Below are 14,515 nucleotides of genomic sequence, written 5' to 3' on the forward strand. Positions count from 1 at the left end.
GCGCTTAACTCTCGTTAAACCCTTCTTTTTTCATTGGTCACCCCTTTCGAAGTAACCGCCCCTCCCTTGCGGAGTGGTGCAAAGATAGGGAGTTTACTAACAAACTTCCAAGCCTTTTGTTCTTATTTATTTCGTTTTGCCGCTAACTCGCTGTGAACTTGGCGGATTGTTTTTATCCGGATGAGCTCCGGGGGGCTCCGGAAGACAAAAAAGGCCGGTTATATGAGGATCTGCAGCACAGGGTGCTGTATTTATAGCAGTACCCTGCAGCTATAATGGAGCAGGGGCAGATCGTTATAAAGCGACCTGTCCAGGGCACAAGCAGGAAGAAACAGCAACAATCGAACTTAACAGTGAACCTCATGGATAACCCGAGGAAATCCGGCAGTACAGAAAACTCCACACTGCAACGGCAGGAGATCCGCCAGATTACTTATCAACTGCTTCTATAATAATAGGGAGATAACCGGGGGTTTAAAGGGGGTTAACAGGGGTATAACGAGGGCAGATCCCTGTTATACCCCTGTAATATCCAAGTTAATACTCAAGAATAGCTGTTTTAAATATAAATAAAGTATTGATCGGTCCCGACGAAGAACAGAATTACAATACCACCATTTATATAATAGAGCCCGATTTCAATAGACCAACACCATAACCTAATTATCAAATTGAATGAGCTGAGTATATACGCTCAGCCAGATTAAGATCCAATACCTACAGAAATGGAATCCTCTCCATAAGCTCAAAAAGACAACTTACGATATTATACAGCTCAACTCAATCGCTCACATAAAACACTGAACGATAGTACAACCTATCCGACAAGCACTTATTCTCCCCAAAAATCACATAAAGGTTTATCGTATTATAATACACAGAAATTACACCTCACAATAGGCTACCAATGATCGGAAGGGCAAAAAAAACAAGGTTTTTATTTTCTATCAGGAATATAAAGTTTGATCTAGATTAAAAAATTACGAAAAGGGATCACTTATATATAAGATGTTAAAGATATTGAATACTTTTATTCTAAATAAACATCATATTAGTCATGATAGATTATAACGAACTTTTAAAACAAGTAGAAGAATTTTCGAACGCTTATATTATACAGAATATCTCCTCGTGTCATTGTTTTCACAACAGTCTACATACACATTCAGTAGTACAGGCTGCAGATGAGATTTCCTCGTTTTATAAGTTAAATGACGAAGATCATTTTATAGTGATCAGTGCAGCTTATTTTCATGATTTAGGTTATGTAAAATCTGACAATGCGATTGGCCATGAAAAAAGAAGTGTAGAAATCGCTTTAGACTTCCTAAAGGATAAAGGCGCACCGGAGGAGGTAAAAGAAAAAATCAAAGGTTGTATCCTCGCCACCAGAATGCCCCAAGACCCAAACAATCTATTGGAACAGATTCTTTGTGACGCTGACTTGTTCCATTTTGGAGGAGAGGACTTTGAAAACAGGAATAAACTAATGAAGACCGAAGCAGAGGCTGTATTAGGTAAAGAAATTGATAAGGATGTTTGGCGCGCTGGCACTATAAAGCTCTTAGCAAGTCATCATTACCATACAGATTATGCCCAACAAAAGCTCAACGTAAAAAAAGAAGAGAACTTAAAAGAACTGGAGCGAAAACAGGAAAAATCCAAGGACAAGAAAAAAGAAGACAAGAAAGAAACAAAAAAAGAGAAAGATAAAAGTGTCAAACCTGAACGCGGTATAGAAACAATGTTTCGGATAACATCGTCCAACAACCAACGTTTGAGTGATATGGCTGATAATAAAGCCAATATTTTATTGACCGTTAACTCCATTATTCTATCGGTCGTTATTGCGGTATTATTTAGGAAATTGGATAGTAACGAACATCTGATCTTGCCAACAATTATTCTCACGGTAATTGTTGTGGCCACTATGGTCATGGCTATACTTTCAACTATACCCAAAATACCTTCTGGAAAATTCTCAAAACAGGAAATTGAAAATAAGACCGTCAATCTATTATTTTTCGGAAATTTCTATAAAATGAAACTCGACGATTATAACGAAGGAATGCAAAGAGTAATGATCGATTCTGATTTTTTATATGGAATGCTCACAAAAGATGTTTATTCACAAGGAGTTGTATTAGGCAGAAAATACAAGCTACTACGTTATGCCTATGGCATATTCATGTTTGGTCTGGTTATCTCTGTTATTTCGTTTGTTATTGCAACGCTATTGTAAGGCAGATACCCCCCACAAATTCATCATTTTTTAATTATGTTTCGGATGAAAAAAGAAGACCTGTACATCAATAGAGATATCAGTTGGCTTTCCTTCAATGACAGAGTACTTAATGAGGCTGAACGTAAGGAAGTCCCGTTATTGGAAAAATTACAATTCCTTGCTATTTTCTCATCAAACCTCGATGAGTTCTACCGTGTACGGATGCCTGTATTGATGGCATGGAAAAAAATTAAAAAGAAGGCTGCCGACCAAGTCGTCCCGAATCTTGATATTGGAACGTATAAAAAGGCCTCTAAAATTATCGATAAACAGCAGGAAAAATTTGGGCTCTTTTTAACAGATATTATTCATCAGTTAGCTGAAGAAAATATTATTCTGATCTATAATCAAGAGATTCCTTTAGCGATAAAACCTCTTGTAGCCAACTATTTTTTTAATACTATAGCCTCTTACCTGCAAATAATTCCCGTTGACGAAGAATTTTCTTTTTTCCCGATCAACAACCATCTATACTTTGCAATGACAGACAATAATACAACAGACTTGTTCATTGTCAACATACCTGCCGATCGCATGAATAGATTTTTCACTTGTCAGGTCAATTCCAAGACTTACGTTGTCTTCATCGATGATATCATTAAGCTATTTTTACCGGGTCTACTACAAAGTAAAAGTTTAAATTTTTATTCATTCAAAATCACTCGTGATGCTGAACTCAATTTAAAAGATGAATTTGATGGTGATATCGCGCAGAAAATAGAGTCAGAGGTCAAGAAGAGAGATCTTGGTTATGCAACTCGATTCTTACATCAACCGAGCTTTCCAAATCCGCTGATCGAAAGGCTCGCTGTTCTTTTTGATTTGCGAAAAAGTAGTATCGTTGCTGGGGGATATTATCATAGTTTGAAGGATTTTTTCTCCTTTCCAATAAAACAGGATAAACTGTCTTTTCCTAGACAGCAACAGCTAGCCTCACATCAGGACTTTGAGCATTCAATTTTTGATCAGCTCGATCAGCATGATATGTTAATCTGTACTCCTTATGAATCATTTGATCCTATTCTTCGTTTTTTTAATGAGGCAGCAATAAACCCTGATGTAGAAGAGATCCATACCACGCTCTATCGAATTGCCAGCGATTCGCATATTGCCCAAGCCCTAGCGACCGCAGCGAATAATGGTAAAAAAGTGAATGTGTTTGTTGAGTTGAAAGCGCGGTTTGATGAAGCCAATAATATTCATTGGTCAAGAATTATGAAAGAGCAGGGGGTAACGATCAGCTATAGTATCCCAAACCTTAAAGTGCATGCTAAAATCGCCCTCGTCAAAAGAAAAGATGGAAAAGAGAGCGCATTATTCGGAACAGGCAACTTAAATGAGAAAACCGCCAAAGTATATACCGATTACTTCTTAATGACATCCAATCACCAGTTGACAGAAGAACTAAGGTTGCTATTTGAATTTTTACCTAACAGAAAGAAACCGGATAAGCCGACAGATATTCCATTTCAAGAGCTATTGATTGCTCAATTCAATCTAAAGCAGACTTTTGTCACTTTGATTGATGAAACCATTGCTCAGGTAAAGATGGACATCGTTGCTTCGATAAAAATTAAGCTAAACAATTTAGAAGAAGAATCGTTAATCAATAAATTATACGAAGCCAGTCAGGCTGGTGTGAAGGTACAATTATTGGTCAGAGGAATATGCAGGCTTAAACCCCAGGTAAAGGGATTAAGTGAAAACATTGAAGTAAAACGGATCGTAGGGCGATATCTAGAGCACGGGAGAATCTTTATATTCCAATATGGAGAGTATACAAAGGTGTATTTAGGTTCCTCAGACTGGATGAATCGCAATATCTACCATCGGATAGAGACCTGTTTCCCCATTACGGAACCAGTCTTAGCCAACAAGATTCAGCAGCTATTTGAAATTCAATTTGCTGACGACATTGAAGCAACTTTCCTTGATGAGACGGGGCAAAATATACCTGTAGAACATCCGACTGGCAATAAATCACAACAACAAATTGTTGACTACTTAAACAACTGAATTCATGAAAGACGCTACACGATTAACAGCTCTTGCTCTAGGAATGATTTCCACGGTATTGTTAGCTTGTAACCCCAGTAATGCGAATAAAGAACGTACGACTAGTGTAACCGACGTTACAACAGATAAACAACAGACAATTCCGTATAGATTATCATCCGGCGAAAAGATAAATTTGCCCGATGAACTGCTCGAAATATCAGGTATTGCATTTCTTGAAGGACAAGACCAAGATATCTATGCCATTCAGGATGAACAGGGGCTACTTTTCAGATACAATTTGTCGACTCAAAAGCTCACATTCAATCCATTTGGAAAGGATGGTGATTACGAAGACATTGGCATTAGTAAAACACATTTCTTTATTTTAAAGAGCAATGGGGCTGTCTATTCCTTTCCCATCACGGAGAAAGATAACATACAGACGGTCACCGAACAAAAAGATATTTTACCCAAAGGTGAATATGAGGGGCTTTTTGTAGACAAAACAAGTAACCTTGCCTACATACTCTGTAAAGAATGTCGTACGGACAAAAAACAGTCACAAACTACAGGATATATTTTCTCCATTGGAGCCGATGGCAAGTTCAGTCCACAAGGTGAATTTGCAATTCAGATTGATGGACTGAAAAAATTTGATCCGAAAATCAAAAAAACATTCAAACCTTCAGCCCTTGCAAAGAAAACCGACAGCAAAGAATGGTACATTTTATCCTCCATTGACAAGGCACTTGTTGTAACGGATGAAAATTTCCATGTCAAATCTATAACAACGCTGGATCCAAAGCTATTTCCACAACCAGAAGGCATCAACTTTGATTCAAAATCAAATCTTTACATCAGTAGCGAAGCTGGCGATCAAGACAAAGGAATCATCTATAAATTTGAAAAATAATAAGCATGCAACGGGTCTTACCATTCTTTTTACTTTTTCTCGCTACACAAGCTTATTCTCAGCAGAAGAATAAGTCGAATTCGACAACTGACACGCACAAAGAGAAATCGCTGATACAAGCAGTGATTAAAGACAGTACTATTGTTGTAGCAAATGCAAAGTATGGGAAGGCGAGTGGATTTAAAAAGTCATTTCTTGGAGAAAATTATCGTAGAGAATGGGCTGCCAAGACCACATTACCCCTGTTACAGCTCTCTAGATTATATGGCGGTCTGACCCCTGTTAAACAGGGCGGAGGGATGCAATCCATTTCGCTCAGGTTGACAGACCCAACAGGTAGAGAATGGGCGCTGCGATCGGTAAATAAGCGGACAGAGTCTTTGATTCCAGAGGAATTGCATGGCACCTTTGTACAGGATGTTCTGGATGATGCGACGAGTGCACAACATCCTTATTCCGCATTGATGATTCCAGCGCTGGCTAATGCCGTGAAGGTTCCACATGCACATCCCGTTATAGGAGTCGTTGCACCAGATACAATCCTTGGCGAGTATGCTCCTTTATTCGAACACACCATTGCCCTATTGGAAGAACGAGAGCCTATGGGCGACTCCGATAATAGTCCAAAAGCCGTGCGCAAGCTTCAAGAGGACAACGATGATGATTTCAAACCCAAGGCATACCTGAGGGCACGTATGCTGGATGTAATCGTCAGTGACTGGGATCGTCATGAAGATCAATGGCGTTGGTATAATGAAAATCAGGATACTGATGATAAAGACAAGGATTATGTTCCGATTCCTCGGGATCGAGATCAGGCCTTACGTGTGACACAGGGTTTCTTGATGAAAGATATTTACCAGCAGTTTGTCAACCCCGTTATGCAGGGTTTTACAACAGGTATTCCAAATATCAGATACTCCCTTTTTAAATCCAGATTTTTAAATGCACATCCAAGCAATCAGCTTTCCCACAAGGAGTGGACAAAAGAGGTAGATCAGTTTGTCTCCAGTTTGACAGATTCGGTACTCTGGCAATCTGTCAAAAGCTTACCACAATCATCCATCGCTATTCGGGGAGAACAGATTTTCCGTACCCTTCAAAGCAGACGCGATGCTTTGCCCGCTGCAATGGAAGAATATTATCGTTTTATCAATAATATTGTCGATATCCATTTCAGTGATAAGAACGAAAAGGTGGAGATTGCCAGCACCCAAGATGAGGACTTAAAAATCATTGTGTCCAAAATCAACAAAGATGGAAAGGTGACTAAAAGGCTAATGGACAAGACTTATGAAAAGAACTTAACAAAAGAAATCCGGTTATACCTTTCTGAAGGTCAGGACTCGGTCTCCATAAATAATGTAAATTCGCCCATAAAACTGCGCATTATTGGCGATAGTCTGCCAAAGACCTATATAGTTAACAATAGTAAATCAAAGATAAAGCTCTACGAAAATACGGCCGGCTCCACTTTTTTAGGAGAAAAAGGTCGAATCAGGCTACATCAAGGTAAGGACAGCTTGAATACACAGTTTGTTCCCGTCAACCTATACAATTCCTGGCTCCCTTTGTTAACAGCGGGCTATAACGCTGATGATGGCTTTTCTCTTGGACTTGGCGCAGCATATACACATCAGCGGGGTTTTAGAAAAACTCCTTTTACCTATAAACAACAAATTACTGTGGCTGCTGCATTCCGAACAGGGGCCTATAAAATTCATTATCGTGGCGAATGGGAAGATGTTATCGGTAATGCAGACTTCGTCATTGATGCATTAGCAAAAGCGCCCGACAATACGCAAAACTTTTTTGGTGTTGGCAACAACTCCCTATTTCTAAAAGATCAGTATGGCGCGAAATACTACCGTAGCAGGTTCAATATTTTCAATGTCAACCCACTACTACGATGGCACCCATCGTCTACGCTGAATTATGCTATTGGTCCCCATATCCAGTTCTATCACCTGGATCCAATTGAAAATCAGGACCGTTTTATCTTAAATCCGCAAGCCCTCCATTCTTACGATAGTGTTTCCATTACCAATGACAAAGCTTTCGTTGGACTAAATGCTTTTCTGACGCAAGATACACGTAACCGCAAGATCAATCCAAGTAAAGGATTATTTGTCAAGGCAGCGCTACATTCTTTTTTGGGCTTAAATAAATATTCCAGAAATTCAGGTCAACTAAGCGCAGAAATGACAGGCTATTTTAGTGCACTGAATGAAGGTATCATATTCGCAAATAGAGTAGGCGGAGGAACCGTCGTGGGCAATCCTACATTCTATCAATATCTATTTCTAGGAGGTCACGAGAATCTACGTGGCTATCGCCAATATAGATTTGCTGGCGAACAGATGGTATACAACAACCTCGAAGCCCGCGTCAAGATTCATGAGGTAAAAAGCTACGTTCTACCCGGAGAACTAGGGATCATGGGGATGTATGATATCGGGAAAGTGTGGGCAAAAGATCATAACAGTAAGACAGTCCATCAAGGATTCGGCGGGGGACTTTATTATATCGTCGCCAATGCATTACCACTTCACTTTGTGATGGCCAAATCTAATGAAGGTTGGTACCCCTATTTTAGTACCGGCTTCCGTTTCTAAAAGCGTTCAATAAATGGAAATAAAGAATGTACAACTAGCCAAAAGTGAAAGCAGGCTATATAATATCGATAAGAAGCTCCATTTCGAACCTTTTTTTCGTTATCTAGAGTCATTTATCGAAGGCGATGTATCTCCAGATGGTATGATTCCATTATTTGCTCTGGAACGCATCCGGGAGATTGAGCAGGTTAGTGGCAGGCTGTGTAAGCAAAACTTAAGCGCATATAAAGATATTTTACAGCTCATTTACAGCCTTTCGGTATCGCTAATCGATACCGCCCCCAAAAGATACTGGGCGCTTGCAACACCACTCGCCGAAGAAACATTTTATGGCACCGAAGCCTTTTTCGAACTCTGGAAAAATAAGCTGGAGGAACAAGATCTTCAGGATCAGATGCAAGATGGGGGCATCCTGAACAATCAGGAAAAACTGATGTATGCCCTTATTTTTGAACGGTTATATGGACTTCCTGCCAAAGAAAATAATACGATCGTTTACTATCACTTAAATGAGCAGGGTGAAATCATTGATTATTATGATTTAAATATAGATTTCAAATTTGTTGATATTAAGCCAAAAAAGGAACTTCCACAATTTGACGTAGGGCATCTGACCAACAACGCCAATGATACCTCTTTATTCGATTGGGATAATGTTGTCAATACAATTAAGATCGAAGATTTTGAGCTATCAGGATTTACCATCCTCACCGTCAGGAGAAGCAGTTTAGAGCATACACTGAAGCGGATACAATCTATTTTATTAGATCTCGCAACATATAACTACCATCTCTTCCTATCCGATCTCGAGAAAATTATTGCTCCGATCTTGAAGGGATCGGATACAGTTTTCAGCCTGTTTCCATTGTTTCAGCTAAATGGACTACCATTTTTTGATTATTCTATTACCAACAAAAGTATTTTAATTTCGGAAACCTACGCAAACAACAGCTATACCAACATCAATCCGGAAGTCGCTAATTATCTAAAACATCCGCATCTGATCTTCTACAATACAATGGATACTATTAAAAATACCACATCCATTTTTGATGAACGCATCAAGACATCCGGAGTCAAGACCTATCTATGCATTCCGTTGATACATAATCATGCTTTGTCTGGCATTCTAGAAATTTACAGTCATCAACTGGATCAATTGGATAATGAGACAATACACTCACTTCGCGAGCTTGTACCGCTGCTATCCCAGTTATCACATGATATCACGACAGAATTTAAAAAACGTATTGACGAGATTATCATTAACCGGTTTACAACAATACAGCCAGCCGTACAGTGGAAGTTTAACCATATTGCCGCTCAATATATTCAGGAACTCGAAAATGATGAACAAAATGCACATATCAAACCTGTTATTTTTGAGGAGGTATATCCACTTTACGGCGCCATTGATGTCAAAGATTCTACTATTATCCGTAATGCGTCTATTTTAAAGGATTTTAGTTTCAAAGTAAAACAACTGGCTCTCCTCATTGACGAATTGTCTTTGGATGGTCCACATCAATTAATTGTTGCCTTTTCTAAACGTGTAGATCAGATTACTGAATCGCTCGACCATATTTCCTTTGATGAGTCTATGGTAAAGATCATTGAATTCTTCCGAAAGGATGTGCAACCATTTCTCGATGCGGCGAGAAAACAATTCCCAACAAAACATACCATTATTGAGCATTACGCCAGGCACTTTTTTACCAATCGTGATACAGGTGAGTTTTATAGGAATGAATTTGAAACCTCTTTGCGTCAAGTAAACCATATCATCAGTAAAGAACTCAATCATTTCAACAGCTTCATTCAGGGCAATTATCCATCTTACTTCCAAAAATTCAGGACGGATGGTATTGAGTATGATATTTATGTTGGGGAGTCCATTACGCCACAGCAAACTTTTAGCTACGAGTTTATCAATGTTTTTAGGCGGCAACAAATTATATCCATGGCCAGAATCGCTCTAAAAGCACATCATGCGAAGCGCGATCTACCACTTGCATTAGAAACCACACAACTTATCTTCATCAATCCGCACAGCATTGACATCAGTTTTCGGGAAGACGAACGTCGATTTGATGTAGAGGGTTCATTAAATATCCGTTACGAAATCATCAAAAAAAGAATAGATAAGATCCGGATAAAACGTACAAAAGAGAGGCTTACTCAGACAAACAAAATAGCAATCGTCTATTTATCGGATGAGATTTTAGAAGACTTAAATCTAAGTATACAAGCAATTTATGATATGGGAATAATTGAAAGCACTGTAGAACATCTCAAACTGGAAGATGTGCAGGGAATTGTAGGTTTGAAAGCTATTCGTCTTACAGTAAACCTAAACTACAGAGATTTCTCCTAAATTTGTCGAAATCTCTCTCTGCAGTAGAGTAAATAAATAGGAAAAATATTTTAAAAACAGGATTACGATGATAACTGATGCCAACTATTTTTATTTAAGCGATTTGCTTGGCACCTTATTCTTTGCAATATCGGGAACTTTATCCGCAAAACGTAAGGATATCGACATCTTTGGAGCGGCTTTTTTGGGCTTTGTAACAGCTATTGGCGGCGGATCCATGCGTGATGTATTTTTAAACCTGCGTCCCGTTTGGGTCAACGACAGCAATTACCTTATAGCCATATTCTTGGGCATCTTGATCGCTATCGTATTCAATCGGCAGCTCTATGGTTACTATCGCACCCTAACACTTTTTGATGCCATAGGAATCAGCTTCTTCACTATCTTAGGTGTACAAAAATCATTGAACTACGAAAGTAACGTCTATGCGGCAATTATTTTTGGAATGTTCACTGCTGTTTGTGGAGGCATGACACGAGATATTTTGCTCAATGAGACACCATTGATCTTTAAAAAGGAAGTTTATGCAACAGCCTGTCTGGCTGGTGGACTGATCTATATTCTACTCGTTCATCTCAATCTTGATTTATCCTGGGCCGCTTTTATCGCTGCCGGTGTTGTTTTCCTCGTTCGGATGACCGCGGTCAAATACAGATTATATCTTCCCCGATTGGATTGAAGGGAGAGATTTGGAAATTATTCCTGTTGATAGAAAAAGCGTTAGTCCATGCTAACGCTTTTTCTTTTGTTGAGGAAATTTCATTTTATAGCTCACTCGGATATTACCTTTGGCAATCGCATCCAATTTGCTTTTCAACATTGTTTTCTTAAGTGTGCTTAGCTTGTCTGTAAACAATTTACCTTCAAGATGATCATACTCATGTTGAACGACGCGAGCAGCCAATCCAGTTAGATCCACTTCATGTTCTTCAAAATTCTCATCCAAATAATTGATGCGAATATTTTTATGGCGAAGTACATCTTCATTAATATCGGGAATACTTAGGCAACCTTCACCAAAGGCCCATTTTTCACCGGATTCTTCGACCATAATCGGGTTGATGAAAACTCTTTTGAAAGACTTAAGCATTTCTTTATTCTCTTCGTCATCCTCTGCAAACGGTGTTGCATCAATAACAAACATCCGTATTGGCAGACCCACTTGTGGTGCAGCAATCCCAACACCATGTGCGGCATACATGGTATCATACATATCATCAATCAATTTTTTTAAATCGGGATAGTCTTCATCTATTTCTTCAGCGACCTTTCTCAATACAGGGTCGCCATACGCCACTATCGGAAGTTTCATAGTACTATTATATTTTGCACAAAGGTACGGATAATTATTAAAAGCGAATATTTCGTCAAAACTTCCATAAAAGTTACATTTGTCTTATGACTCCATCCTTTAAAGACTTGACTATTCGGCTTAAAATTGACCTCGAACGACAGCTCGAAGTACAACTAACCCTGACCGAACTTGATGGATTTATACAAATTCCTGCTACTGAAATAACAAAAAACATATTTATTTACCCTAATGAGCGATTTTTACGCTATCAGATCTCTGAATCTGGCATTCATATAGATGAAGATCAATTAACGCAAAAATTCGATCTCATCGTACAGCGCATCGTTGCCAAATCAAAGAATAATAGACGCATCTATGCCCGGAAAACCGTCGTTGCCCGCATTGATAAAAAAGTGAGTCAACGGTTCCTCGTGGAACATCATCTGCAGTCAGCTCTCCCCGGAAAATATCGGTATGGACTATATGATCAAGGTGAACTCGTTTCCGTTGCTGTATTCTCTGGTGGGCGCCGTATGAATGATAAAAGCGAAGAGTATCGTTCCTTCGAATTATTGCGTTTTTGCAATAAAGCTGGTTATAATGTGATCGGCGGGCTAAGCAAATTAATCAAAGCCTTCGTTAAAGATTTCCACCCTGGAGATATCATGACATATACCGACCGGGATTGGAGTCAGCATTCCTCATTGGAAAAAATAGGTTTTACAACAAAAGAAATTACGGTTCCTATTAACTTTTGGGTAGCGGGAATACATCGATATACCTATCGCTCCGACGAAGAACTACAAGCATTAATGGAGCGGATCCCAATTGGCTTTCCAAAGGAAAACATGGGAAGCATCAAGATGATTTTATATATAAAATAAGCTAAATTGTGTATATTGTACACTGTATTAGTTTGAAAAAAATAAATAATCAAAAATAATAACGTTATGAAGAGAAAACTTCGCATGGGTATGGTCGGAGGCGGAAATGACGCCTTTATTGGAGCTGTACACCGCATCGCCGCTTTTATGGATGGCAAGATTGAGTTGGTTTGTGGTGCATTTAGCATCGATCCACAGATTTCAAAACAATCTGGGGAAGACTTATTTGTAGCTCCCGAGCGTGTCTATCTAAACTACGAAGAGATGATCGAAAAAGAATCTTTGCTCCCAGAAGGCGAACGCATGGATTTTGTAACGATTGTTACTCCTAATTTTCTACACTTTGCGCCAGCGAAATTAGCCTTGGAAAATGGTTTCGATGTTGTCGTTGAAAAACCTATGACAGTATCTGTTGAAGAGGCAAAAGAATTGCAGGAGACTGTGGAGCGCACAGGCCGTACACTATGTTTGACACATACCTATTCGGGGTATCCGATGGTAAAACAAGCCAAAGCGATGGTGAAAGAAGGCCACTTTGGTAAAATAAGAAAAATTGTTGTTGAATATCCACAAGGATGGTTAAGCCGTTTAACCGAACGTGAGGGCAATGCAGGCGCTGCTTGGCGTGCAGACCCAAAACGCTCAGGCAAATCTTTGGTAATGGGAGATATCGGTACCCATGCGGCTCATCTTGCAGAATATGTTTCAGGATTAAAAATCGAAGAATTATGTGCTGATTTGACAACATTTGTTGAAGGCCGTCTATTGGATGATGATGGTTCGGTATTGTTACGTTTCGAAAATGGTGCAAAAGGTGTATTGATGGCATCACAGATCTCAGCAGGAGAGGAGAATGCAGTCCGTATCCGTATTTATGGTGAAAAAGGAGGGTTAGAATGGGCCAATGAAGACCCGAACAACCTGATCATCAAAATGCTCGATCAGCCTCGCCAATTGTACCGTACAGGAAATGCTTATGCAGCTCCATATACTTTGAGTTCTTTTGCTACACATAATACGCGTATTCCTGCAGGTCACCCAGAAGGCTTATTGGAGTCCTTTGCGAACATTTACCGCAACTTTACCTTGACTGTCACTGCAAAAAGAGAAGGCAGAACCCCAACGGCTGAACAACAAGATTTTCCAACTGTTTACGATGGTGTAAGAGGTATGACTTTTATTGATACTGTTGTAAAAAATAACGAAGGAACAGAAAAATGGACTAAATTTGTCGTGTGATAGACAGATTAGAACATATACTTTCTCTTTTGGAGCGGACACCTGTTCCAAAAGAGAAAGTAATCGTTATTCTAGGCCCAACAGCCTCTGGAAAAACCAAACTGGCAGTACAGCTTGCCCAACAAATTGATGCCGAAATTATCAGTGCGGATTCCCGTCAAATTTACAGACGCATGGATATCGGCACAGGAAAAGACCTCACTGAATATCAAGACATTCCCTATCATCTTATCGATATACAAGAACCGGGCGCGAAATACAATCTTGGAAATTTTATCACTGATTTCAATCAGGCCTATCGATCCATTTTAAACAAAGGTAAACATACAATCTTATGCGGTGGGACGGGTTTATACTTGCAAAGCGTTATCCAACGGGCGCCCTATGCATTGATTCCAAGCATCGAAGGATTCAAAGAAGCGCTTTCGGAACAGGCTGAATCAGAATTAATGGAACGGATAAGCTCTTATACATGTCCCCAAGACTTTCAAATTGATCATTCTACCAATAAACGTATCATCCGCGCCATCGAAATACTGGAGTTTCTCAGACAAAATCCAGATTTCAAACCCGAACAGCAAGCGCCTGATGCTCTTGTCATTGGACTAAATCCGGCTCTTGAAAAAAGAAGATCAAGCATTAGTAAGAGACTGAATGAGCGAATAGAAAACGGTTTTCTACAAGAAGTCGAACAACTATTAGCCGAGGGGATTTCCCATGACCAACTCCAATATTATGGGTTAGAGTATAAATATGCCTCTCTTTATCTCCTTGGACAGTTGGACTATACGACTTTCTTCACAAAGTTAGAAACAGAAATACATCGATATGCTAAACGTCAAATGACTTACTTCCGGAAAATGGAAAAAGATGGGATCAAGATTCATTGGATATAAACAAAAAAGGGCTAGTAT

The 14,515-nt window shown here is 39.3% G+C and carries 10 protein-coding genes; 9 read left to right on the forward strand and 1 reads right to left on the reverse strand.

Translation table 11 applies throughout. The features are described 5' to 3' along the window. Positions 1–1,057 precede the first annotated feature (1,057 nt). The 6 genes from M2408_RS18370 (at position 1,058) to M2408_RS18395 (ending at position 10,863) form a co-directional block, all read left to right on the forward strand. Positions 1,058–2,242, forward strand: a complete 1,185-nt coding sequence (locus M2408_RS18370; protein WP_259184769.1) for a Pycsar system effector family protein — start codon at positions 1,058–1,060, stop codon at positions 2,240–2,242. Positions 2,243–2,287: 45 nt separating this feature from the next. Beyond that, a complete protein-coding gene (ppk1, locus tag M2408_RS18375; RefSeq protein WP_259184779.1) occupies positions 2,288–4,300 on the forward strand; it encodes a polyphosphate kinase 1 in 2,013 nt (670 codons plus the stop codon). A 4-nt stretch (positions 4,301–4,304) separates the two neighbouring features. Continuing rightward, on the forward strand, positions 4,305–5,195 hold the full coding sequence (locus tag M2408_RS18380) for a hypothetical protein (RefSeq protein WP_259184781.1): 891 nt from the start codon (positions 4,305–4,307) through the stop codon (positions 5,193–5,195). Between the two features lie 5 nt (positions 5,196–5,200). Beyond that, a complete protein-coding gene (locus M2408_RS18385; RefSeq protein WP_259184784.1) occupies positions 5,201–7,810 on the forward strand; it encodes an outer membrane protein assembly factor in 2,610 nt (869 codons plus the stop codon). A 13-nt stretch (positions 7,811–7,823) separates the two neighbouring features. After that, positions 7,824–10,184 carry a GAF domain-containing protein gene (locus M2408_RS18390; protein WP_259184792.1) on the forward strand — a complete coding sequence of 787 codons (2,361 nt, stop codon included), beginning with the start codon at positions 7,824–7,826 and terminating at the stop codon, positions 10,182–10,184. A gap of 67 nt (positions 10,185–10,251) precedes the next feature. Further along, the gene (locus M2408_RS18395) at positions 10,252–10,863 is read left to right on the forward strand and encodes a trimeric intracellular cation channel family protein (RefSeq protein WP_259184793.1); all 612 of its coding nucleotides are present in this window, start codon (positions 10,252–10,254) and stop codon (positions 10,861–10,863) included. A 51-nt stretch (positions 10,864–10,914) separates the two neighbouring features. Here the strand turns inward: M2408_RS18395 and def are convergent, their stop codons facing one another. Beyond that, complete coding sequence (gene def / locus M2408_RS18400; protein WP_259184803.1) at positions 10,915–11,496, reverse strand: peptide deformylase; 582 nt, start codon at positions 11,494–11,496, stop codon at positions 10,915–10,917. A gap of 86 nt (positions 11,497–11,582) precedes the next feature. On the opposite strand from def, the gene M2408_RS18405 reads away from it, so the two are divergent. From M2408_RS18405 to miaA, 3 genes are all read left to right on the forward strand, one after another. Further along, positions 11,583–12,362: a hypothetical protein gene (locus M2408_RS18405; protein ID WP_259184806.1), complete on the forward strand. Its 780-nt coding sequence runs from the start codon at positions 11,583–11,585 to the stop codon at positions 12,360–12,362. Between the two features lie 66 nt (positions 12,363–12,428). After that, a complete protein-coding gene (locus M2408_RS18410; RefSeq protein ID WP_120261351.1) occupies positions 12,429–13,601 on the forward strand; it encodes a Gfo/Idh/MocA family protein in 1,173 nt (390 codons plus the stop codon). Further along, on the forward strand, positions 13,598–14,497 hold the full coding sequence (miaA, locus tag M2408_RS18415; RefSeq protein WP_259184820.1) for a tRNA (adenosine(37)-N6)-dimethylallyltransferase MiaA: 900 nt from the start codon (positions 13,598–13,600) through the stop codon (positions 14,495–14,497). Before M2408_RS18410 ends, miaA begins: the two co-directional genes overlap by 4 nt. Positions 14,498–14,515 lie beyond the last annotated feature (18 nt).

The sequence above is a fragment of the Sphingobacterium sp. BIGb0165 genome (assembly GCF_024810095.1).
Classification (GTDB): domain Bacteria; phylum Bacteroidota; class Bacteroidia; order Sphingobacteriales; family Sphingobacteriaceae; genus Sphingobacterium; species Sphingobacterium detergens.